The organism is Enterococcus sp. AN402 (assembly GCF_040719405.1).
In the GTDB taxonomy this organism is placed as follows: Bacteria; Bacillota; Bacilli; order Lactobacillales; family Enterococcaceae; genus Enterococcus; species Enterococcus faecalis.
The window spans coordinates 1,028,962-1,054,267 of record NZ_JBFDTM010000004.1 but is presented as its reverse complement, the minus strand read 5'-3'; the positions used below and the strand labels follow the sequence as shown (position 1 = coordinate 1,054,267).

At 35.5% G+C, this 25,306-nt stretch carries 18 protein-coding genes and 2 pseudogenes; all 20 read right to left on the bottom strand.

The window, feature by feature from the left end; translation table 11 throughout:
* Positions 1–3 precede the first annotated feature (3 nt).
* The 20 genes and pseudogenes from AB1I62_RS06490 to AB1I62_RS06395 all read right to left on the bottom strand — a co-directional run bounded on the left by AB1I62_RS06490 (position 4) and on the right by AB1I62_RS06395 (position 25,298).
* Positions 4–411 (bottom strand): DUF4176 domain-containing protein, encoded by a 408-nt coding sequence (locus AB1I62_RS06490; protein WP_033625593.1) that lies wholly within the window; start codon positions 409–411, stop codon positions 4–6.
* Positions 408–2,618 (bottom strand): annotated as a pseudogene (locus AB1I62_RS06485) (FtsK/SpoIIIE domain-containing protein); the annotation flags it as partial. The pseudogene AB1I62_RS06485 and the gene AB1I62_RS06490, both read right to left, overlap by 4 nt.
* Before the next feature lie 78 nt (positions 2,619–2,696).
* A complete protein-coding gene (locus tag AB1I62_RS06480) occupies positions 2,697–3,146 on the bottom strand; it encodes a DUF5085 family protein (RefSeq protein WP_048737027.1) in 450 nt (149 codons plus the stop codon).
* Between the two features lie 8 nt (positions 3,147–3,154).
* Entirely contained in the window at positions 3,155–3,601 is a 447-nt protein-coding gene (locus AB1I62_RS06475) for a hypothetical protein (protein WP_025189366.1), read from the bottom strand.
* 245 nt (positions 3,602–3,846) lie between these two features.
* Positions 3,847–4,557, bottom strand: coding sequence for a hypothetical protein (locus AB1I62_RS06470; RefSeq protein ID WP_048737029.1), 711 nt, complete (start codon positions 4,555–4,557; stop codon positions 3,847–3,849).
* The gene (locus AB1I62_RS06465) at positions 4,554–4,940 is read right to left on the bottom strand and encodes a hypothetical protein (RefSeq protein ID WP_141407810.1); all 387 of its coding nucleotides are present in this window, start codon (positions 4,938–4,940) and stop codon (positions 4,554–4,556) included. Before AB1I62_RS06465 ends, AB1I62_RS06470 begins: the two co-directional genes overlap by 4 nt.
* A 29-nt stretch (positions 4,941–4,969) precedes the next feature.
* Entirely contained in the window at positions 4,970–5,701 is a 732-nt protein-coding gene (locus AB1I62_RS06460; protein ID WP_048737479.1) for a hypothetical protein, read from the bottom strand.
* Positions 5,689–7,233, bottom strand: coding sequence for a T7SS effector LXG polymorphic toxin (locus tag AB1I62_RS06455; protein ID WP_367019136.1), 1,545 nt, complete (start codon positions 7,231–7,233; stop codon positions 5,689–5,691). The genes AB1I62_RS06460 and AB1I62_RS06455 overlap by 13 nt, the downstream gene beginning before the upstream one ends.
* A gap of 15 nt (positions 7,234–7,248) precedes the next feature.
* Positions 7,249–7,893 carry a DUF4176 domain-containing protein gene (locus AB1I62_RS06450; RefSeq protein WP_141407808.1) on the bottom strand — a complete coding sequence of 215 codons (645 nt, stop codon included), beginning with the start codon at positions 7,891–7,893 and terminating at the stop codon, positions 7,249–7,251.
* A gap of 13 nt (positions 7,894–7,906) precedes the next feature.
* A complete protein-coding gene (locus AB1I62_RS06445) occupies positions 7,907–8,179 on the bottom strand; it encodes a hypothetical protein (RefSeq protein WP_002407019.1) in 273 nt (90 codons plus the stop codon).
* A gap of 19 nt (positions 8,180–8,198) precedes the next feature.
* The gene (locus AB1I62_RS06440; RefSeq protein WP_002361714.1) at positions 8,199–8,645 is read right to left on the bottom strand and encodes a DUF5082 family protein; all 447 of its coding nucleotides are present in this window, start codon (positions 8,643–8,645) and stop codon (positions 8,199–8,201) included.
* Positions 8,646–8,657: 12 nt separating this feature from the next.
* Positions 8,658–9,530 carry a DUF6232 family protein gene (locus AB1I62_RS06435; RefSeq protein ID WP_048736901.1) on the bottom strand — a complete coding sequence of 291 codons (873 nt, stop codon included), beginning with the start codon at positions 9,528–9,530 and terminating at the stop codon, positions 8,658–8,660.
* A gap of 14 nt (positions 9,531–9,544) precedes the next feature.
* Positions 9,545–13,993, bottom strand: coding sequence for a type VII secretion protein EssC (essC, locus tag AB1I62_RS06430; RefSeq protein ID WP_141407807.1), 4,449 nt, complete (start codon positions 13,991–13,993; stop codon positions 9,545–9,547).
* Positions 13,974–15,145: pseudogene (gene essB / locus AB1I62_RS06425) on the bottom strand (type VII secretion protein EssB). The gene essC and the pseudogene essB overlap by 20 nt, the downstream one beginning before the upstream one ends.
* A complete protein-coding gene (locus tag AB1I62_RS06420) occupies positions 15,142–15,411 on the bottom strand; it encodes an EsaB/YukD family protein (protein WP_010712367.1) in 270 nt (89 codons plus the stop codon). Before AB1I62_RS06420 ends, essB begins: the two are co-directional and overlap by 4 nt.
* 14 nt (positions 15,412–15,425) lie before the next feature.
* Positions 15,426–15,923, bottom strand: a complete 498-nt coding sequence (locus tag AB1I62_RS06415) for a hypothetical protein (protein WP_016617250.1) — start codon at positions 15,921–15,923, stop codon at positions 15,426–15,428.
* Positions 15,924–15,925: 2 nt separating this feature from the next.
* A complete protein-coding gene (gene esaA, locus AB1I62_RS06410) occupies positions 15,926–19,402 on the bottom strand; it encodes a type VII secretion protein EsaA (RefSeq protein WP_048736907.1) in 3,477 nt (1,158 codons plus the stop codon).
* A 27-nt stretch (positions 19,403–19,429) separates the two neighbouring features.
* Positions 19,430–19,723 carry a WXG100 family type VII secretion target gene (locus AB1I62_RS06405; RefSeq protein ID WP_002357798.1) on the bottom strand — a complete coding sequence of 98 codons (294 nt, stop codon included), beginning with the start codon at positions 19,721–19,723 and terminating at the stop codon, positions 19,430–19,432.
* Positions 19,724–20,136: 413 nt separating this feature from the next.
* Complete coding sequence (locus tag AB1I62_RS06400) at positions 20,137–20,844, bottom strand: GntR family transcriptional regulator (protein WP_002357800.1); 708 nt, start codon at positions 20,842–20,844, stop codon at positions 20,137–20,139.
* Between the two features lie 206 nt (positions 20,845–21,050).
* Positions 21,051–25,298, bottom strand: coding sequence for a 2-hydroxyacyl-CoA dehydratase (locus AB1I62_RS06395; protein ID WP_104874918.1), 4,248 nt, complete (start codon positions 25,296–25,298; stop codon positions 21,051–21,053).
* Positions 25,299–25,306: the final 8 nt, after the last annotated feature.

Genomic DNA, 25,306 nt, shown 5'->3' with positions numbered 1-25,306 from the left:
TCCTCACTTTCTAAATTTGTAAAAGGGATCTTTTTTGAGTTTTTCTTTTTCATCGACAATTTCTTCTGATTCATTTGGAGCAACTACTTGAGCAGTTGGCTGAGCAACAGGTATGTCTTTGGCATTCGTCATTTTAGTGATTAAACTTTCGAGAAATTTATTGTCAATTTCATTTGTATATCCTTCGAAAACTACTTCAGAGATTTCATCATGTCTAATTGAAAAAACATTTTCCGTTGGAACATCTCCAAATGGATGCGGCGCTACTTTGTATCTAGAAATAATTTTGCCGTCATTATTTTTAGCAATTGCTCGAGCTACTATAAAAAATAACATTGCTCCGTGGATTCCCTCATTTAAACGAATCACACTACCCAGCGCTAAAAAAGGAGTTGATAATTCTTCACTCATTTTTTGGTCACCTCCGTCGGAATGGTAATAGCTTCTAATACATCATCTTTCAAACTATGCAAGACATTTCTAGAAACTGGCGCATTCTTTTGATCCAATGATAAATTCTCAATAAATAATTGTTTGTTGAGACTACCACCGAAAAGAAGATATTCTATATTTTCTTTAGCTAAGGCTGTCATACCGCCATAAGTTGCACCAACTTTACTTAAGGAATCAACACATAACACTTGCAAGTTTTGCTTACGGTTGTTTAGTAGCATTATTATTGCTTCTGGTTCTAAAGAAAGTTTTTCAACTAAATCAGCAATTCCATTTATAACCACCACTCGCTGCCTTTCTTTTTCTGCCACTATTGCTATTAGGGCTTCTTTAAGTTCAGCGCTTTGCTGTGCCACTTGTGTTCGTTCAATGTAAATTGCGACTTTGTCTATCATCATTTCCAAATTCCCTGCAACATCAATCAAGATAACTTCGTGATCAGCAGACAATTCTTCCAGTTGCTGCATAAACCAGGGCATTAATAACTGGAATTGTTTATTGGATTCGACAAAAATCCCCAATGTTTTTCCTCGGAATAACGGGAATGTTTCTGGTAAAGCACTTAATTTGTTTAATCCCAAATAGAATTGATTGGCTTCTTTTTCTGGGACAAATTGTTGGAATTTTTCAATAGTTAATTCTTCGGGAACCATCGGAATCGGTTCTGGGCGCGTGCCTGTCCAATCTTGATTCATTTTAGTGACTTCTGATTCTAAGTTTTCCAACAGCTCCGCACTAGTCGCTCCTTTTGTTGGCAAATAAAATTGAATCGCAGTTGGTACTTCTAATAGGACCTGCCCGCGACCATTGATGGCTTGGGCAGCTAAGACTTCCCTTCCTAGTAAAGAGTTTAATTCGCTTTCATCGTTTAAATACAATGCCATTTTTGTAGCAATGTTACTCATCATATTCATGCGAATGCTGCCAGATCGACTAGCTGTGAAAATCAAGTAAATTCCTAAACTGGCGCCATCTCTTAAGAGTTGAAGTAATAATTCATCGATGCCGTCTTTGCGTTTGTCTTCCAAACTTAATCCATCGTAGCTATCTAATAAGTTAATAATGATTGGCAATTTGCTTTGCGTTTTGGCTTCATACTGTGCCAAGCTGGCCACACCATTAGTTTTAAAAAGCTTTTTCCGTTGTGCTAGAAGTTGACTAATTTTATCCAACATTTTCTGTAATTTTTCTGCTTCTTCTAAAGTCACAATATCGGCTACATGAGGTAGATCTTTTAGTGGCAATAAGCCGTTATTTCCGAAATCAATTAAATTAAATTGAACTTGTTCAGGGGTATTCTTATGGGCAAGATTGATTGCTATCGTTTGTAAAATCGTCGATTTCCCATATCCTGGACTCGCAAAAATTGCTGTATGACTGGACTTCTCCAAATCATATTCATAGACTTCTTGAGCTTGCTTTGCAGGAATATCAAGTAAGCCTATTGGTACTTTAAGGCTACGATCATTTGATTTTCCAATACTTGGTGTTGCTATTTTTTCTTCAAGATTAGGTAACCACGGTTTATCTGGAATCGTCAGTGTTGATTGTTCAAAAATTTCGCCAATCGTAGTAATAACAGCTTCCAATTGGGTTGGTAAGTCGCTCTTATCTTTTCCTTGAACCACTTCTTCACCTGGATCATAAAGCAATTCAGTTTGACCTAAATCATTGATCCGATATAGCCGTTCATCCACCACTTCTTCCATCACTTGGTCAGGATCGTAAGGAACCCCCGCATAACCACTTTGGAACATTTCATAAACTTCATTTTCCCCAACTTTTAAATACCCCCGACCAGGATTGGTAATTTGAGCTGCATCTGGTGTTTTTAATAATTCATTAGAATCTTGGACACTAGCCATTTTCAAAGCAATTTTGCTGGTACTATTGGCTTCAATTTGATCATTTACCACACCACTTGGTTTTTGTGTCGCCAAAATTAAATGAACACCCAATGAACGGCCAATCCGCGCCACCGAAGTTAGCTCATCTAAAAATTCTGGAACATTCGCTTTTAATTCCGCAAATTCATCAGAAACCAAAATTAAATGAGGCAATGGTTTAGCAGGATAGATAATATCAGGTTTCGGTTCGTGTCGTTGTTTGTATAAACTCATATATCCGTTGATATTATTCACACCATATTTGGCGAATTCTCGTTTATGTAGTTTAAATAAAAAAAATAATCAATAAAGTAGATACTAAAAAGTATCTACTTCAAAACTCTAATCAGTTCAAAACTATTTAACACCAATCATCAAATCAGTGTATACCTTATTATCTATTACTTGCGGACAATAGAAAATTGGTGAAACAATTGTCAAATCTTCCTGAACAACTATAGTGATTAACTCTTCTAATGCTTTAGAGAATTCAGATAGCTTATCGCCTTTTGCTCTAGTTGCTAACATCTTATTCACCTGAAAATAAGATTGGAAACGATATTCTGCTGGAATATTCTCTTGGCATTCTTCATTGACAGGTAAAAAAACTTGAATCAGCAATTCTTCTTCACGAATGTCAGAATTCATTGAATAGAAAAAGCTGTCTGATAAAGAATAATCTGCTTCAAAAATTGTTTCCAAAGCATCTTCTAAACAACGACCCATCTCCTCTGAAGTCGTTACATAATAACGACTGATGACATTTTGATAATGTAATGATTGTTTATAGCCAATTGTTTTTCTCATTTTTTCACCTACTCTTTTGTTGGGATTAAAACATCTACCCAATATTCATCATAAACTAAGGTCATTACCAACAATAATTTATCGTCAAATTCAATCTTTTGTTCCAGCAAGTAATCCGTCATTTCCTCAATATTAGCACCAAGTTCATCATCAAAAGGAATTCTTTTACGAACTAGATGATCATAATGAATATTTTCTACAGTAAAAATCTCGCCACTTTCAACTGGCTCATTCACAGGAATATAAAATTTATACGTTTGTTGTTCTTCACTTAATTCAGTTGGTTTTAGTTCAATCATTGTTGGTCCATTTTTATAAAAACCTTCTTCATAAGTTAATTCTTCTGATTGTAAAATTAAATCCACTAATTGATCTGTTGTTGCTCGTTTTTCAATATACACTAAATTGTTCATTTCCAATGATACTTTTTCAATCATCTTCTTCCCTCTTTTCATTAAATTAATTTCCTAAAATCGATCTATTTTTAAATTTTTCAATACCTACCAATTCCTTTGACTGAATCTTAGAAGGCTGGTTTTAAGCCTCCTGAGGTGCTTAGCCGAGTAAAGTCTTTGCCTTTTCTCATATATTTATCAATTCCGGTTAGTTTATCAAACTTACTCAACCATTTCTCGGCTTTTTTGCTGACTAAAGTGCCGTCTGACATTCGTTTAATTCTGGAAGAAATGTTTTTATGTTTTTATTTTTTTGTTTTCTTGTTCTTCATCATTTCAATTGAATTTCCATATGCAGAAACATCTTCATTTTTTTTGGTTTTCCAATATTCATATACTCGTTGAAAATCAAAAGTTACGAAAAATAGAACAACCATTACAATTAAACATGCTGCAAGAAAAAATAAATTTTCTTTTTCTGTAACATAAGAGATTATTGCTAATGATATCCCCAAAATACCAATAACGTTCGAAAAATAATTAGTAGCTGCAGCTATCAATTTAAGGTTATTTCGTTTCAACGACCACCAAACCAAAAGAGCATGTACAAGTAGCTCTAAAATCCATCCAATAAATATCACAATCATACCTACAACAAAGTTATGAAGCGGTCTATCTGTTATTAGAGATAACAATGCTATCCCGCTAAAAATTCCTAAAACGCCTGAAAAGTATACAACGAGAACTAAATATTTTTGTAGTTTTATCTTTTTAAATTGTATATAACTTATTCCGTTGATAAGAATCACTATCACAGAATATATTATTTGAAAATATAAAAACCCTTTATTTTCTGTGAAATCATTTTTATTCCCAATCGTTCCGTAAATTATCAATAGAAAAGTTAACGATATTCCATAACCTATCATAACTTTAATGAAGGACGCGTTTGAAAATAATAATTCTTTTTGCTTTTTAAAGTTATTTGGGACAAAATGCTTTATGATAGATTTCATTTAAACCACCCTGAAATTCCTTTTATCATTGAGTTCACTCCCTTTTTTGCTATATTAATTGCATTTGTTTTTTTCAAAATGAATTCAGCTCCCATACTAACTCCTATTCCTACACCAACAACTGCAGTTAATGATGCAGTTGCTGGTAATGCAGCAACAAAAAAGCCGACAGTCGCTGTCACAACTGCAACCTTTCCGACATCCACCAATGCACCGCCAACTTTACTTGCGGTAATTTCATGCCCTTTCAATCCGTCTTTTCTGGCTTGTTTCTCACTCTTGCTTATTCCTTGCACAACCTCCACAGCACCTGCCGCTATGTTTAATCCGGGAATAATTTTTCCTGCACCTTTTGCATTGATTAATGCTTTGGCACCTTTCACAACACTGTTAATCTCAAAACTTATAGTAGTTACTGCTTTTTATTTTCCTTATTCTTCATCATCTCAATTGAATTTCCATATGCAGATTTGTTTAAATCAATCGATGGTATTTTCTTCCAATATCGTATTACACGAGGAAAATGGAAAATTCCAATATTCATAAGTATAGATATTGTGATAGAAAATGCTATAAAAAACAATGAGCTATTATCCAATATCTTTGCTAAAAGAAGAATTAATAATCCGAAAATGCCAATAAAGTTCATACAATAATTTGCGTATTTATCTCGAATGCTCAGATTATTTTTTTTCAAGGAGATGAAAGTTAAAACAAAATTATTAACAACCTGCAAAAATAGACAACTAAAAACAAGAATAAGCTCCCATATAAATACATTAGTTGTGTTATCTGATAATGATGCTGTAAATGCACACAAAATTATTAAAAATAACATATCTAACGCATAAATAAATACAGCTAAATATTTTTGCAGCTTTTTTATTTTAAATAACATTAAACATACAACATCTAATATTAGTAATTGCATAATTATCTTTAAAAAGTTTAAAATAAACTGATTGGTTTCATCTGTTATGGTTCCCGAAGATCTTCCAGACCACCTACCTAAAAGCCAAAATAAAAGCAAAAATATATATCCACTTCCTGACAGTAAAAATGATTTATTTGTATACTCCTTTAAACTATATTTTTTATAATTCATTGGAATAAAATTTTTAAAAATACTTTTTATTTGAACCATCCAGACACCCCTTTTACCATTGAATTTATTCCAGATTTTAAAGAATTAGTTACTTTCCATTTCTTATCTGCATAATTAATTGCTCCTGAGACCGCAATTCCAGTTAAAACCACACCCACAACAGGAGCGCCAAAAAATCCTGCTACAGCACCAGCCGCTCCTATCGCCGCCGTTGTCACCGCCACTTTCCCGACATCCACCAATGCACCGCCAACTTTACTTGCGGTAATTTCTTGCCCTTTCAATCCGTCTTTTCTGGCTTGTTTCTCACTCTTGCTTATTCCTTGCACAACCTCCACAGCACCTGCCGCTATGTTTAATCCGGGAATAATTTTTCCTGCACCTTTTGCATTGATTAATGCTTTGGCATCTTTCACAACACCGTTAACGCCAAAAGAAACCCCTTTCTTTAACGATTTACCCATTGATTTTAGAGTTCCCTTTGCGACTCCTTTAATACTTGCTTTACTAAAAGCTTCACCAGATTCTCTTAGAATAGACTTCTTATCTACTAAATCTAATTTGCCTAATAATTTATCTCCTAGTTTAGTAAATTCCTTTGCGGTCCCCGATGCAGTGATACTTAATGACCGGTGACCTTTTGGCACATAATCCTCAATATCTGCTAATTGATCTAATTTTTTTAGCCAGCCTTTTGCTCGTCTCATTACCAATTTTCCATTTGGCAGACGTTTGATACGACTAGAAATGTATAATTTTTTCATATGGTTTATATATTTTTTTCCTGAAACAACACCTTTTGCTATCGCATGATTAATTAATTTATCTAGTTCGTCTAACTTTTCTTCTGTTAAATTACCATCCATAGCCATTAAAATTGGATGGTCTTTTTCAAAAGCAAGTCTATCTTTTTCTTCTTCCTGGACTTTTTTATGCGCTTTTTTTATTTCATTTTTAAATGTTTTATCCGTAAATATTTCCAATGATTTAGGATTGGTATAGCTTAATCCTCCGACGTTCGTGATTTGGCTGGATTGTTTGGCTAGTTTGTCTTTGACAGTACTGCCTGCTTTGCGTCCATTAAAAGTGTCCATGCCTTTCAGCGTTTCCGTCAAGACTTTCTTAGCCTCTTCCATTTTTTTATTAAATTGATTGGATGGTGCGGAAATAGGGACGATATGTGCCACAGAACTGTAGATGTTGCTAATTTTCTTATCTAATTTCGCAAAATTTGATAACGGTGTTGAAAATTTTCCTTTTGCTTCATTTAAGGCGTCTGTATCAATGATGGCTGAGTCACTATTTTCCTTCACACTAGCTTTAAAATCACTAATTGTTTTTTCCATTTCTTGTGCTATTGTATGTAAAAGATCATAATAATTGGTTAGCATCGGTAGTTGGTAATTACCAATTTCACCATTAATAGCTGTTTTGACTTTTCCAGATAAAGCATCACTTCCTTGGACTGTTTTCCAATCTCTTTTGGCACGATTGATTTCTGCTTGTAGTTTATTTCTGGAAGAAGTAATTTTGTTTTTAGCTTCCATTACTTCACGCATATTAATTTTCATTTGCCCACCTCCTCATTAGACATACGTACACGAATATTTTTCATCTTGCGCCAATTGTTTTCTCAAAACTTCAAAAGTAAACTTTTCCTCGTACGCATTAGTAGGCCCTTCTGAAATAACTCGTTTTACCATGACCGAGTTAAAATAAATTGGCTCCACCTCTGCTTGTAATCCAAATGGCCATAAAGTTCCTACGTAATCAATCATCATTTGCGTTTCTGGAATGGTTAATTTTCTCCCTTGAACAGAAACAAATAAACCTAATTCATCTGTAGTAAAAAGCGCTTTAACATCTTCGGTTAATAATTCTTCATCTAATTCGACAATGGTTCCAATTGGATAGATTTCTGTAAAAATTGTATCAACGAAACCCATAAATCGTTTAAATTGTGGCACGGTCAATACAACTTGTTTTTTTAACCAAGCAAAAGTGACTCTTTCCTCTTCATAATCAAAACTAATATGAATAATCGCGCCAATTCTTGGTTTATGTTCATAACTTGTGGTTTGATTGAGGAAACTTTGATAAATATTTTGAGCTAATTGGGGTTGACCGCCCAAAATTAAACCGAGTTCGTTTATAGTGTCCTTTGTTATTTCTCCAGTCAGGTTACTACTTTCTAAAGTAGCCACCCACAACTCCTTTTGTTGTTGATTCATTTTTCTTCACTCCTTATTGACTAATTTTCATAGTAGCAGCTCCCGCTTTATCATCATTGGCTTTATTTTTTCCGGCAGCAATCATTTTATTGGTGCTTCCTTTTGCAAATTCTTTGTAACTTTCTAGAGAAGAATTGATTTGCTCTATCATTGTTTTGAATTCTGTAAAAGGTCGAGCATTTGTTTGAGAAAAAGATACAGTTTTCATTTTGCCAATTCCCGAAATTGTGCTGTTTGCTTTATTGACAGATTGCATCCATTCCGATAAATTTACACCGCTTTTCATTATTTTTTTCACTCCTTTATTAAGAATCCAAACTCATTGCTATTGATAATAGTGCCGAAATTTGTGAATTTAATGAACTGATTGTCATGGCTTCACGTTGCGCTTCTTCTTGTAAGTTAGACAATTTCCGTTGAAACGTTTGTAAATTTTCTTGATTTTTTGTGGCATATTTTGATAAATCACTATCTACTTTTCTAACTTTTTCATTATACTTATTCCGTCGTGTGCCTTTAAAATTACTTCCAGAAATACTCTTTAACTGACTAGAAACGGTTGATTTCAATTGATGAATACTAAGAATCTCTCGACTTAATTCACGAATTGCTTTTTCTAATTCTCGAATTTTCTGATCAATTTGATTTTTGTTGGCTTGTGCCGTGTTGACCTGACTACTTAAATGACTGGCTTCAGCACGCTTTCCGGCTGCCAGTGCTCTTTTTTGCGCTTTTATTGCTTCATCACTCATGAGGTTCCTCCTTTACCGAATCCCTAAAATCGTTGAAATCACTTGAGCCAATACACCACTAGCGGTATTTAAAAATAGATTAGACGTAAAAATTTTCCGATTCATTTTAATGATTGTCTCAAATTGTTTTGCGTCTTTTTCTTCAACAGCTTTTAGCACTTGCCTGTTGACTTGTTTTGTTTCGTCTTCATTTTTCAATGAAGTGATGACTGCTTTAAAATTAGCTTCAAGTACCGGCCAATCATAAACAGGTTGTTCATTTTTTTGATGATTCTGGTTGCCAAATGTCGAATGATGAATAGTACTATCTGTGATATCCCCAACAGTAGTTGACGAATGTTCTTCATGATTATTCGAATGCATTGTATTGCCTTGTTGAATCCCTGTGTTTAGGTTGGCCTGGTTGCCATGAATCACATGGTGATTTCCTTGAATAATTTTTTGTTCCGCAATATTGATTTCTGAATACATATTTTTGTGATTGAATGCTGCTTCAACTGCATTACGGACTTTGTTTAAAAATTCAGCATCTTGAAAATAAAGGGAGTAATTATCTCCAGAATTTAGTTGAAAGATTAAATATTCTTTATTACTTTGATGTCTTTGATAAACCATATAGATATACAATCCTGTCAATCCCATAATAATTAAACTAATCCAACGTAATCCTTCAAACCGAATAGTTCCAAAAGCTAAAACAAAAATGCTTATCGCCATCACAGGAATTCTCATCCGCTTAGTTCCAGCATATATTCTGGAAATGTTACTTAATTGTAAAGTTAGATGATCAAACCTTAAAATGTTATCTTTGATAATAAAATTATTTGTTTCAATTTCTTCTTCGCTCTTTTTCATATCAATTAATTTTGACAATTCATTATTCATAATTCCACTCCTTTTTATTCACTTACTAACTTCACCCGCATTGCTGTTCGACCTTCAAAGAAATGAGATTCATCCAATTCCACGGCAGGTTCATTATAATCACTTTTCGTTTTAACAAAGCTTTGGTCTGCGAGTCTGGTACCAACCATACCCGCTGGGATATTAGCACGTAATAATTTATCGGCATCATTAAAACTGTTTTCCAATAATTTTTGATTGGTTTGGAAAATAAAATACATCGCGACTTGGCTACCTTTTTTCAGTAGGATATTTAGGTTTTCAGCACTAATAAAGGATTTTTCGACAAATTGTTGCGCTTCGGGAATATAAATCAACATCGGTTCATACTCACTAATCATTTGTCGTTGTTCAATTTCCTGTAATAATTCATTGACAAAGCTTCCATATTCAGTTCCTGCGATCACTGTATCAAAGCTATCTGCATAACCGCCAAAACGGTCACTATGGTTAAAGATAATCCGTTCGGCACGCCCTCTAAAATGCTTCATGTCTTCGATAATCACTTTTTCAACAGATTCATTTTGTTGTGGTGTATCATCACCAATCACAAAATAACCATGTTCCGTTGGTTTGAAGCCCACTATGTTAGTCGTTTCTTTATCAAAGGCAATAGGGAACTCCATATTTTCCAGCATTTGTTGAGCGTGTGGATGATTGTATAGATTCGCCATAGCGATTGTTTTCGGTAACATTGGAATTGGTAGTGGTCGTTCACCGCCCCATTTTTGGTTCATCTTTTCAATTTCTTGTTCTAAACGGTTTAAACGAGCGATATCATTTTCCCCTTCTGTTGGTAGATAGATTTGAATTTCTTGCGGCTGTTCCAATTTCACTTGTGCACGTCCCATAATTTCTTGTGGAATCAAAGCTTCTCGTCCAACAACATCACGAATCGCATCTTCTTCTACTAAATACAAACCGATATGTGTTGGGATATTACTTGTCATACTCATTTTAAAGCTATTTGTTCTTAAGACCGTAATAATGGTATACAAGCCAACACTTGCTCCTTCTCGTAGCAATTGATTTAAAACAGATTCAATTGGATCTTCTAATGGGCTTTCTTTGACTGCATCAAACCCATCTACAATCGTAACAATCACTGGTAATTTCTGTCCTGATTTTTCTTCGTATTGATTTAAACTAGCAACACCGTATTCAGTAAAGGCATCTTTACGCTCTTGAATTTCTTTACGAATTCGTTTTAAGAATTTAACCAATTTTTCCTCTTCTTCCAAACGGACTAAATCAGCAACGTGTGGTAATTTTTTCAATGGTAACAACCCATTTGTACCAAAATCAAACAAATTAAATTGAACTTGTTCTGGTGTATTTTTACGAGCAAGGTTCATTACTAGGGTTTGCAAAGCTGTTGATTTACCGAACCCCGGTGAACCATATAAGGCAGTATGATTTAATTCGTGCAAACCGAAATTGAAATTGACTTGTTCTTGTTTTGCTGGAATATCCATAAAACCAAAAGGAACAGAAAGTTCTCGTTGTTCTTGCCATTGCGTTTTAAAAAGTGGTGAAACAATTTCTGTTGCTAATGGAGGTAACCAAGGTTTCTCTGGTAAAGTTGCTTGACTTTCTTCCGCATGCTTGGCAATTTCTTCAACAATTGCGTCTAATTGTGTTAACTCTTCCTCCGTTTTAATAGAAATCTCTTCTTCTTCGGAAAGGTCGGCAGTTAATAATTCGTATTGTCCTAATTGATTAATTGACCAAATCCTTTCATCCACTTTTTCTTCCTTGGTAGCGAATGGATCATAGTTAGCACCACTCCAAGCAGATTGGAATAATTCGTAAATTTCATTATTCCCTACTTGCAAATAAGCACGACCCGGTTGAGTAATACTAGCAGCATCTGGGGTTTTAATAATCTCATTGGAATCATTGGCGTCAGCAACTTTTAATGCCAGCTTAAACCGTGAGTTTGACCAGATTTGGTCATCCACTACGCCGCTTGGTTTTTGTGTCGCTAAAATTAAATGTACACCTAACGAACGACCAATCCGTGCAGTAGAGACAAGTTCTGCCATAAAATCTGGTTCATTGGCTTTTAATTCAGCAAATTCATCACTGATTAAAAATAAATGGGGTAAGGGCTCACTTGGATAGTTTTTCTTTTCTTCTGGGTCAGTAATTTCTTTTCCTTGTTTATATAATTTCGTATAACCATTGATGTGGTTAACCCCGTATTCTCCAAATTTTCGTTGCCGTTTTTGTAGTTCTGCACGAATACTTTGTAATGCTCTAGCTGAACTAGCTCCATCTAAGTTAGTAATCGAACCCAACAAATGAGGTAATTTTGCAAATAAGTTAGCCATTCCGCCTCCTTTAAAATCAATAGGTAAAAAACCTACATCTTCTGGAGCAAAATTAACAGCTAATGACAACATATAACTTTGAACGATTTCAGACTTACCAGAGCCAGTCGTTCCTGCGACAAGTCCATGCGGTCCATGGGCACGTTCATGTAAGTTCAAGTAAACAATGTCATCTTTGCCACGAACGCCAAGAGGAACTGCTAAAGACTTAGAAGTATCGGCTCTTTGCCAACGGTCTGTTACATTTAAATCCTTTATTTCCTTTACATCATATAATTCTAAAAAGTCAATTGCTTCAGGAATAGCATTTTTCTCCACTTCCACATGCTGCAAATTCGCCAAGCGCTGAATCGCATAAGCAAGCGGATATGCACTCGGTAAATGATTAGGAACGAAGTTTTGGTTCACATATTTATTATTTTGATTAATTAAAGTCGCCGCTTCACTACTTTGATACTCAATCAGTGTAGTTGTCGTTTCTGGTAACATATTTAAAGCATCTTTTCCCCAAATAACTGTCACACCATATTGACTCATATCTTCAGCTAAAAATTCATTTAAGCCATGCCCTGACAACCAGCTTTCCTCTAAAATCGACAGAATATACTGTGGTTGAAAGTGAACTTTTTCATTGCCGGCTTCGCGCACTTGTTGTCGACGTTTCGTAATCATTTGATAGAAAGAATTTAAAACCATATCCCTTGTTTGAGGATCATGAACAATCCCACGCAAATTCAGGCTGCGGATTTTGACGTGTGGCAACCAACGCCAAGAATGCCAATCTTTCTGATAATCTTCCTCTGGTACTAAAGTAACAAACTCTACGTCACGATAGGAATGTAAAACAGACACTTGAAATAACAACGTTTGAATGGCTGTCCTTAAAACAGCAGGTGTTCCCGCCAATCCTAAGGTTTGTCCCATTAGTGGTACAACAATCGGCGCCTTTTCTAATTGTTTATATGGCCATACTAATTGTTCTTCAGCTTCTTGACTTAGTGAATCATCTTCCGTTGACTGATAATTTGTCGTAAAACTTGAAGAAATTTCACCAACCCCTAAGCGAACTGTCAAAAAATCTTCATTAGTCATCATGCGTTCATATATTCGCGCATGATACTCTTTTGTCATTAAGGCTAATTCGTTCATGGCAGGATTCATATATTCCAAGGCCTCTTTTTGTTCTTGTTGCAGTATACTTAAATGAGCTTTCTCTTGTATTAAATATTGTTCGTAGCTATTTGTCCGTTCGATATTCTTTTGCTTTGTTTCTTTTTTATTGGTGAAATAACTAGAGACTGAAAAACCAGCCGTCAATAAACTCGCTCCGCCCATACTAAGCATCATAATTGGATTGCCCCCACTTAAAAAGCTTGTTGCGCCACTCAAAACGACCATTCCTAAAGGTGGGACAATCGTCCGTAACAGTTCATTTTTACCTTCTGTTTGCTTGGCTTTTGGGGCAGCAATTTCTATTTGTTTTTTTGGCTCCTTCAAGTGAATCCGTGGACTTCGTCGAAATGACGGGAAATCGACAGGATATTCTGGAATAACCTCCTCTTCTACAATTTGCCAAGGATTCAGGGAATATGTAGCTCCTAGACTTGTTAACTTTAATTGTTTTTCCCGAACTTCAATGATTAAGCCATTGACAACTAATTGATCACCGACTGCAAAAGCATAGCTTCCTTTTTCAACTAAATAATGATTGTAGTAAATCGTATCTTCTCCGGGATAAATCGTTGCTGTATATTCCCCAGTTTCTGATGTTAGTGTAATATTGATGATGGCATCTGTTTCTAATGAAATCGCAGCATTTTTGGCAGAGGCAATTAAAAAATCTTTCTGTGGTTTATTGGTGGTGACAGTAATCAATTCTTCGTGGGGAAAAACAGAAAAATTTTCAGCAGAATCAAAGGTTTCACCATTACAGAATAATTCTTCATTTTCGTAAAAAAATAATTGTTGATTGATTGAAACACTTGGGTTTTTAGCCGTAATTTGACGGTGAAGAAGTTGGGGACCAAAATAAAAAATGTCAAAATAAATCATGCTAGATGTATGAATTTGATCATTCACAGAGACCAATTTTTTACTGATTTTCGTTGTCATCCGTTTTTCCTCCCAAGATTTTCATGTATTTATCAATGGCTTCTTCATATTTTTTTAACAATGCTTGTTTTTTCTCGCCGTTCATTTTGTTATTGGCTTTGGTTGCATCATATAATTTTGTATAGGCATGTAATATATATTGGTTATCGCCTAAATTTTGGGCAATATCTAATGATTTTTCAAAGTCTCCTTTGCCAATATAAATCCAATAAAGTAAGGTATTTTCACTAGATTTTTGAGATAAATTATTTAAAATTGCTGTTTTTTGTTCATTTGATAAATTATCTAGTTGGACAGAACTAACAGCAGCAACATACTTAGCTCCTATCGGTAATTCTTCTGGTGTATCTTCTTTTAATGTTTTTGTAACACTTGCATAGTCATTAGAAATATACTGCGCTTCTGCCAAACTCACTCGCTCTTGGGCTGGTAATTTTTTTAAGACATAAATCCCTGTTGTAGTTGCAAAAAGTAGCGTTAAAGCCAATAACACTAAGCTGGCCCATTTAAAGGTTAAATAACTTTTTTTACTCACTAATTTGGTTTCTGCTTCACGCTTGGCTTTTTGACGAATGATTTGTTCACCAATGATTTGCTCAATTTCATTGATTGTTTTCGCCTCTTGTAATTGTTTAGATAGCGTATCTTTCAGGGTGCCATTCCCTTGAATCAATTGTTCATACTCATACTTTGGATGTAAGATTGCTAAAATCAGCGCTCGATATTGTTTAAAAAATTCTCTTTCATCTGCTGAATAAGGCACAATGACCTGCATAAAACCACGATGAGCAATTAATAATTCTTCTCCCAAGATATAGATGTTTTCTGGATGAATAAAGGGTTGGACCGGCGTACCTAAGAAATCAACCAAATAATGAACTCTTTGCGCTAACAATAATCGCTCATATTGATCCATTTTTTTATCGCTTGTAAAATGGATTGCATATATTGATCCTTATGGTATTGAATCACTAACGCTTCTTCCGTTGCTTGTATTATTTTTCCCGATAAAAATCCACGACTTGATTTTAAAAATTGTTGAAACTGTTCTAGTCTTTCTAACTGATATTGATTTGCTTGTAATGTCACTTGAACATATTCTTTTGTTGCTTCTAACGTGATTGTCTCTGAAATATCCTTTAACTCGCTCATCCATGTGTCTCCTTTATAATTTCTTTTACTACTAGTTGGTCGCCATTCCCTAATGGATAATCTGCAATTAATTGATTATCAGCTAAATGAATTGGTTTATTCAAAACAACCAATTCAAATGATGCTGGCAAACGGTTTGGCAACAGCTCAAACGATTCGAGTAACAATTCTTTTAAACGTGCAACTGATACCTGATTAGGGATTTGCAAATCAATAATTTGATTCGACACATGTAAGCCGATACCAATCGATGTTCTTTTGTTCATGTTTCTTTCACTCCTTAATTTCCGCTTTGTGCACGATGATATGAAAAACGGTTTCCTAGAAAAACACCAACGAATAAAATAACTATACTTCCTAAAAAAATACCACTGTACAACCAAAAGTTTATGGATATTTCTCGGTGAACCTCAAGAGATTCAACGCTTTCAGGAGAAGTGACCGTTGCCGTCTCTTTGAACAGAAAAGGCCTTACCTTTTTATCAACTGCTAATGTTTTTGCATTCTGTTCTGTCCTAAATACATCATTTTTTGCTTCGTTGACAACCCTCGCTTTACTTTGATTGACTTCTTTTTCTTTCTCTTCTTTTATCGGCAAAAACAAATCTGGAATAATGAAATTCACTTCTACGTTTTTTTTCTGCTGATTGTCTTGGTAGATCACTTGATTATTTATTTTTAAAGCGCCTACTTCTTCTGCTTTTGTTTTTGTTGATGACAATGACAAATAGAGCATATTAACACTTAAAACAATCACTATTTTTATTAATTTTCTCATGGCTATTCCTCCGGTCGTACAAACAAGTTAAGGACAACACCTAAAACAAGTAAAACGATTAAAATAAGGTAACTAACCCAACTAATTTGTATCCCATTTACTAAAGCAGTAAAGCCATTTTGGATATTTTGAAGCGGCGATAAACGATAGAGCCAATTGCTTAATGAGCCTACCTTTGTTGCAATGCCTAATAAAGGTGTCAACATGAAAAATAACCCCAGCATAGCTCCATAAACATATAAAGTAAGTTTTTTAAATTGGCGCAAACAAGCACAAACCAAAAGTGCACCGCTAGCAAATACTAAGAAACTATAGATAAACCAAGCGAATCGATTTATTTGAGATACATTGAACACCAGTAGAAGTGAAAAGACACTTCCAAACAAAATAACCGTAATCAAGAGTAATAACAGATTTGGTATATTTTGCCAAACTCTGGTTGGTTCAACCAACGCATCCGCTACAGTAACTGTTCTTTTCTTCATAAAGCCTTGGAAAGTTAGCGCAATAACGAATGTTAAAATACTAACAATCAAGGTAGCGTAATAGGGAATTAAAGAGACTTGTCGTGTTTCGCCAAAGATTCCTTCTCCTTGAATTGGGCTCGCAAGGAAACTAAATACCCGTGGATTATCAGCACCGCCGTCTCTTGTATTAGCCAATACTTTTTCAAATGTTTTGGCATACTCTTCATTTTCTTTGGTTGTTTTCTTTGACTCATCAATTGAATCATTTAAGTTTGCTAAAATATTTTGCGCATGATCTTGAACTTTGGTTGTTGAGGCTTTCAATTCTTTGATAGTCGGGGCAACATCTTTGACTTTGGCTGCTGAATCAGCTGTTGTTAGACTAGTTTCTTTCGTTGTTTGCATTAACGTTTGCATCATTTTAACTAAATTTTCTGTTTCTACATCTAAAGTGCTGGTTTGATTTTCTTCTGGATGTGGATTTCTTTCATCAATTACAGAAGTAGCTCCCACTTTTCCAGCTTCTTGCCAAGTAGCATATGTCGCATTGACTTGTTTTGTTGCTTCATCAAACCATGTATTTAATTTCTCTGCTTCTCGTAATAATTTTTCAGGGACCGTCATTAAATTTAATGTTCCGTAAAGTGTTGTAGGTCGTCCGTCTGTATTTTGACCTGTCTCAGTACCAATTAATTGTTTTAATTGATTAATTTGTTCATCTGTTTCTCGATATAATTGATTTCCTGTTTTTTTATATTCGTCTAATAATTTATCTGTAATCATCATGGTTTGCTCGTTTTCAGTGATATTGTCGTACATCCAGTAAATGGATGTCTCACCTGCTAACTCTTCAATTGTTTTATCCTGATTTTCAGGAGCGGTTAACATTGCTGCATACTCTTGAATAGATAGACTTTGATTAGGCGTACCATATAAAGTCACAATTTGTTGTGATACAGTATCTAAAAGTTGAAATTGCTTCATAATTTCAGGAATATCGGTTACTAATGGTTGGTCCATTGCAATATACACAGCAAACGAACGTGCATTTTGAAGCTCATTATTTACCCGCCAAGAATAATTGATCTGATTAAATGCTGTTTTTTGTTGTTCTGGTGTCAGTTGCCAAACCATTGGTAAGTCAATTGTTAAAGAAAGTTTTTCTGGAAGTGGGGGCAAATCATTTGCTGGCTCAGTTACTTTTTCAGATTCATCTTCGGATTCTTCTGCCAACTCTTCTTGCGTATTTTCTTCGTCCACTTCATCATTCTCAGGAATCTCAGCTTGTATTTTCACTGGTTTGGTAATTGTTAGCTGTGTTGGGGTAATTGCTGAAATATCAATGCTGTAACCTGCACCTGCTAACTGCTGATTCAAAGATGTTTTAATTGTTTGAACTTTTGAATCATCTAAAATAAATGACAATTCGCAATTTTGTGTATTGGTTTGTCGTAATGAAATAACCGACTCTTGATTTGTCGCTAGTGAAAAAGTTACTTTTTCTTGTGGAATCGCTATAGTATCTTCATGAAGTTGTTTAGGTTCCAAATACATAAAGCGGCTTGAATTGGTGAAATCAAGTTCATGTTGTTCTGCATATCGCTGAATAATTTGTAACTCATCACGGAAAAGATTGCCTTGTTCAACTGAAATCCTATTATTCATTTCTAATTCACTAACGAGTCTTTCTAAACTTACAAAAGAAATTTCACTTAGTGATTCTTCCAATCTTTCCTGATAATTTTTATCTAAGTTAGGTATATTTTCTTTTTCGTTCGTAATTAACTGAATAATCGCTTGCTTAATTTGAGTGTCTGTTGCTATCTCAGGTGTTGCTTCAAGATCATTATAATATGTAGCCGCAATTTGCTTTTTTAACGCAGTTAATTGTTCTACTTGCATATGTAGTTCTGCGATTTCTTTTTGTAGTTCGCCAATGCGATTGCTTTGTGTTTCTTGAAATAATTTAGATTCTGATAAAAAGTCAGCATAAATCCCTGAGCCTCCTTGTTCACTTGGTGTGTAGAAGGAGCTAAACTGATTGATTACCGTTCCATTTAGTTGATCGAATTGTTGTTTGTATACTGTCGTGTCACTTTCCCATTGATTAGTCAATTCTTGTTTTTGTCTCTCAAACTGTTCATTAAATTGTGCAATTGATTTTTTTATTTTTTCATTTGCTTCTTTCGAATACTCACCCACTGATTTTTTCGTATCTTCCGTTGTCTTACTAGTTGATTCTAAGCTCTGATTATTGCTTTCTAATAAGGTTTGTACTGATTTTACAAACGCTTCTTGCTCGTTTGTAAATAATTTATTGTCCTCATCTAAAATACTAGCCGTACTTAATACTGTCGTATAATTCATGGGAATTTCTTTAAATGGTTGCTGAATTGTTTCTTCTAATTGATTTTGATACAGCAACTGCGTATCAGTAATTTGGTTAACGTTTTGTTGTGCGATAACTAAATTTCCAACAATACTGGAAAAATACATCTGAATTACGCGTTGGTTAAAATCTTTCAAAATAGTATTTACTTTGTCTTGAATTGCTTGATTGGTCAATTCATTTTGTCCGTCTCGCACTTGGTATTCAACAGAAGCCTGCTCTGGACTAACAGCTTGTAGTGACAATAATTTCTCCGAAAAATCTTGCGGAATAATAATTTGGGCATCGAATTGTCCATTTTCAACCCCAGATGTTGCGATATTCCGAGTCGTTGTTTCCCATCGATTAGCTGTATCTTTGTTAATTAATGTGACAAAATCAGAACCTAATGCATAACGTTTTCCTTCAAAACTTGCGCCTTTATCTTCATTAACTAATGCGTACTGCATCTTTGTTGTCTGATCTTTGCTACTTCGAGTCACGTTCTCATCTTTAAACCCTAAATGAATGAAAAAAAGTAATAACAAGAAAGTTGCTCCAATTGCTAAGGCAAAAGGGATACCTTTTTTTATTTTCCCTTCCATTATCTTCTCTCCTTTAGAAAAAGCGCTAGTGCAATTCATTGCGCTAGCGCTTCAATCTTTGATCAATTAAAAGCCAAATGATCCTGCATCTTGACGGTCACGTTCTGCGACAGTGTCTGCATATTTGTTTAATTGTTGATTAATACTAATCAATAATTCTTCCATCTGTTTGACATTACCTTCCAATTGATTGTACTGTTCCAGATACGCTTGAAATGCTTGCCCTTTCCATTGTTGTGAAATTTGTTGGTTCATTGAATTCACTTTACGAATTGCATCTTGAATTTGAGACGATGCTTGCGAATATACTTTCGCTTGTGATTTCAGTTGTTCTGGTGTTACAGCAATTGATCCTGCCATAAGTAATCCCTCCACATTTTTTATAGTTTTATTACCTGTTACAAATATTATAACTATATATAAAAAATATAGTCAACAACTATTTAAAAATATACGTATTCGCATAAAAATAATTATAACAATAAAATAAACAAATAAAAATACTTAAAAACAACATTTAAAAACCACCCAAATCAATATTTACCAAAATAAAAACAAAAATAACCAATAAATAAAAATTATTTAAAAAATATTTAAATAAAATTTTAAAAAATAAATAAATTCCACTAAATCGTTATTTTTTAACGTCAGATAAATTAATAAGTAAATATGCATTTTATTAAAAAAACAATTTATTTCTTTAGAAAAAAATTAAAAGATAGGAAAACTTATCACATTGATAAGTTTTCCTATCTTTTATTCATTCTTTTTCTCTACTTCTCTAAATAAAACTCAAATCGACTTCCTGCATACTGCGTACGAACATATTCAAAAGGTAGTCCGTTTTCAAAATAGGATACTTGGCGCACACGCAGAATCGCATCGCCTCGTTTAATCTCTAAATATTCTGCGATCTGTTCCGATGCTTGAACAGCAGAGATTGTTTGGTTAGAATGGCCAATTTTGTGGCCAGATTTGGCTTCAAGTGTTTTATAAAAAGAGTTCGTGATTTCAGATTTGCCATATTGCGAGACCAATGAATAAGGAATACTCGCCACCTCAAAACAAATCGGAATGTCATCCGCAAAACGAATTCTTTCCATTCGTAAAATTGAATCTTCTGGACCTAGTTGTAATTTTTCCATCTCACTAGAACTAGGTTTCGCTACAAAATAAGACACCGTCCGACTAGAAGGAACGCGATTTTGAGACAAGGTAATTTCTGTAAAACTAGTGGTACCTGTCATTGTTTCTTGAACTTTCTTACGTGCTACATATGTTCCTGAACCAATTTTTCGTTCTAAAATCCCTTCGTCTGCTAAAGTCTGGATGGCTTGGCGTAAGGTCATTCGACTAACATCAAATTTCAAGGCTAATTCTCGCTCAGAGGGCAAACGATCCCCGATACTCCAGACACCTTTTTCAATATCTTCTTTGATTTTATCGTGAATTTGAATATAAATTGGTATATTTTGAACCATTTACGCTTCCTCCTCTTCGTTCATCTCCTCTTCTATTATAACTGGTATAGACCGTGTAAACAACCAAAAAATGATAAATAAAAGAGGAATTGGAATTTTTATCAAAGTTGGTCTAGTTGCATGCTTTCTTTTTATAACAAAAACATTTGGCTTAGTCAGTAAAAAGTGACCAAGTCAAATGTTTTTAAACGAATTTCTATTAGTTATTATCTTTTTACATTTTCTTCTTTCAACAACTTGTTCGCTGTGGCCATCATCAAACGGATTCGGTTCAACTGATTAACCAAAGATACCCCTGGATCATAATCCACCGCCGCAATATTTGCTTGCGGATATTGACGTCGTAGCTCTTTCACGACCCCTTTTCCAACAATATGGTTTGGTAAACATCCAAACGGCTGCATACAAACGATGTTATTCACCTCATGTTTTAAGAGCTCAATCATTTCAGCTGTTAAAAACCAACCTTCACCCGTATGATTGCCAATTGATAAAATTTTACTTGCGTCTGCTGCCATATCATAAATGGAATGAATGCCATCAAAACGGACCGACTTTCTCAATGCCTTATCCATTGGTTTTTCTACCAATTCAATGATTTTTATCGCAAATTCTGCTAAACGTTTGCTTTGTTTTGACATGCCCATATTTTCGTATTTCCAAATTTGATTGTACAAAGAATAGTTCATAAAGCCAACAATATCTGGCACAACTGCTTCAGCACCTTCTTCTTCTAGCAAACGCACAATATCATTATTCGCTGTCGGCGAATATTTCACTAAAATTTCCCCGACCACACCGACTTTTGGTTTTTTTATCTCTTGTAAAGGAATTTCATCAAACGTCCGAATAATTTTTTTCATGAAGTGATTAAATTGTGTCAGCGAACCATTCCGGACATTGGCTTCCACTCTTTTTAGCCAATCTTGGTGCAGTTGATCCACCATTCCTTTTTCTGTTTCATAAGGTCTTGTTCGATAAACTACTCGTTCGAATAAGTCACCATATAAAAAGGCAACTACTAAGCGCTTGATCATTGGCAACGTAAATTTAAATCCTGGATTGGATTCGACTCCTTTATTGCCCATCGAAACTGAAACTACAGGAACTTGAGAAAAACCAGCATCATTTAAAGCTTTTCGTAATAAGGGAATGTAATTCGTTGCGCGACAACCGCCCCCTGTTTGCGTCATTAAGACACTGACATTATCCAAATCATATTGACCACTTTCCAAAGCTTCAACTAGTTGTCCGATGGAAATAATTGCTGGGTAACACGCATCATTATTGACATATTTTAACCCGACATTCACAGCTTCTTTGTCTTGCGCAGGCAAACAGACGACATGATAGCCAGAAGCTTGTAATGCTACATCGACTAATCCAGATTGATGAATCGGGCTAAGCATTGGTAACAGTAAGGTATGTGTTTTTTTCATTTGTTTTGTAAACACAATTTTCTCCGGCTCTTCCATTTGCATATGCGGAACAAACTGTTGCTTCTCCCGCTCATTGACAGCCGCTTTCAAGGAGCGCAACCGAATACGAATTGCGCCCAAATTCGCACCTTCATCGATTTTGAGGACTGTATAAATTTTGCCAGACCGATCCATGATTTCTTCTACTTGATCGGTTGTCACAGCATCTAAGCCGCAACCAAAGGAATTCAGTTGGACAAGTTCTAAATTTTTCGTCTTAGCCACTACTTTAGCCGCCGCATATAAGCGAGAATGATAGACCCATTGATTCACCACACGTAAATTCTGCACGTCTCCAAGATGCGAGATACTGTCTTCTGTCAAGACATGGAATCCTTCCTGTGTAATGACTTCGGCAATGCCGTGATTAATTTCTGGATCCAAGTGATACGGTCGTCCCGATAAGACAATTCCTCTCTGGCCTTTTTCAGTTAACATGGCTAACGTTTCTTCGCCTTTTTCTTGAATTTCTTTTTTAAAAGCTGCTAATTCTTGATAACCATGATGCAGCGCTGTTTGAATTTCTTCTAAGGAAATCCCTAAATCAGCAAAATTTTCAGCTAAAACTTTGGCAACTGCTGCTTCATTCGCTAAATTAAGATAGGGATTTCGATAATCTACTTGGCCCTCTCTGATGGCATCCACATTATTTCGAATGACATCTGGGTAGCTTTGCACAATTGGACAATTAAAATGATTATCCGCTTCCACTGTTTCTTGCTGTTCAAAAACGACACCAGGATAAAAGATGATTGGCACTTGCGCATCAATTAATGCTTGAATATGTCCATGTGCCATTTTCGCTGGGTAACAAACCGTATCACTTGGAATCGTTTCAAGGCCTTGTTCATAGATTTGCTTATTAGAACGTGGCGATAATTCGACCCGAAAGCCTAAATCAGTAAAAAATGTATGCCACAAAGGATAATTTTCATACATGTTTAGGACTCTAGGGATACCCAAGCGCCCACGAAACGCTTTATTTTCCCGCAAAGGTCGGTACTTAAATAACTTGCGGTACTTATAATCAACCAAATTCACTTTGCGTTCTTCTCGTTTAATTTTAATTCGTGCACCACGTTCACAGCGATTTCCCGTAATAAATTGGCGCCCATCCGAAAACACTGTGACCGTTAATTGACAATTGTTTTCACACAAGCCGCAATGAGTAAATTCCTTTTCAGAGGTAAATGCCGCTAACTCTCCTAAAGAAAGAAGCGTGGTTTCTTCCCCAATTTCATAAGCGTCCAAAGCAATCAGCGCTGCCCCATAGGCCCCCATCAAACCAGCAATAGATGGACGAACCACTTCACGACCGCTAATTTTTTCAAAAGCTCTCAAGACCGCTTCATTGTAAAATGTTCCTCCCTGGCAGACAATCTTTTCTCCCAACTCTTCAGGTCGGCGAACCTTAATGACTTTATAAATGGCATTTTTGATGACTGAATAAGATAGTCCAGCAGAAATATCGCCGACAGAGGCCCCTTCTTTTTGAACCTGTTTCACTTTTGAGTTCATAAAAACAGTACACCGAGAACCTAAATCAACCGGCGCTTGCGATTCTAAAGCCGCCAAAGCAAAATCCTTCACGTTATAGTTTAAGGATCGCGCAAAGGTTTCGATAAAAGAACCGCACCCAGAAGAACAAGCTTCATTTAATTGTATCGAGGAAAGCACGCCATTTTTAATGGTCATCGCTTTCATATCTTGTCCTCCGATATCCAAAATAAAATCCACACCTGGCTGAAAATGGTTGGCTGCTTTGTAATGGGCCATCGTTTCAACTTCACCAATATCGACTTTTAACGCATTTTTTATTAGCTGTTCTCCATATCCTGTAACAGCCGCTTTTCCGATAAAAACTTCTTCAGGCAGTTGTTGATAAAGTGATTTCAGTACTGTCATGGTGGTTTCTAAAGGTTGCCCTTGGTTATTACCATAAAAAGAAAACAACAAATGACCATCTTCATCAATCAATGTGACTTTTGTCGTTGTTGAGCCTGCATCAATCCCTAAAAAGGCCACGCCAGTATGTTGAGATAAAGGTTTCTCCGTTGCTTGGGCTTGCGCGTGTCTTTCTCGAAAATCTGCTAAATCTTCTGCGCTGTTAAATAACGGTGGTAACGTGTCGCTCGGCTGTAAATCAGTAGCCTGGCTGTTCACTAAGCGCTGAATTAATTCTTCCAATGTACATTCGGCTGCATCTTCTGAATAAAGTGCTGCACCCATTGCTACAAACAGTTGCGGTTGTTCTGGAAAAATAACATCTTCTGGCTGAATTGCTAAGGTTTCAATAAACCGTTTTCTCAATTCTGACATGAAAAATAAAGGTCCCCCTAAAAACGCTACTTTACCTTTAATTTTGCGACCAGCAGCTAACCCAGCAATTGTTTGATTAACTACCGCTTGAAAAATACTCGCCGCGATATCTTCTTTCGCTGCTCCTTCATTGATTAAAGGTTGAACATCCGTTTTGGCAAAAACCCCACAGCGGGAAGCAATCGGATAAATAGTTTGATAATTCTTCGCCAATTCATTCACTCCATTGGCATCCGTTTTAAGTAAAACAGCCATTTGATCGATGAAGGCGCCTGTCCCACCTGCACAACTACCATTCATTCGTTGCTCTAAAGCACCATCAAAAAAAGTGATTTTTGCATCTTCTCCGCCAAGTTCAATAGCAACATCCGTTTCTGGGATTATTGTTTCAACAGTTCGTGTACACGCGATAACCTCTTGAACAAAAGGAATCCCTAATACCTCAGCCAGCCCCATACCACCAGAGCCAGTTATGCTCATTGTCACAGGTTGGTCTGCACCGATCCTTGATAGTCCTTCTTTTAAAATGCGTTCCGTTGCTGCTTTGACATCTGAAAAATGGCGTTCATATTTTGTAAAAATAGGCTGATTTTGTTTATTTAAAAATACTAATTTTACTGTCGTTGACCCAACATCAATCCCTGCTCTCATAACCATCAATTAAA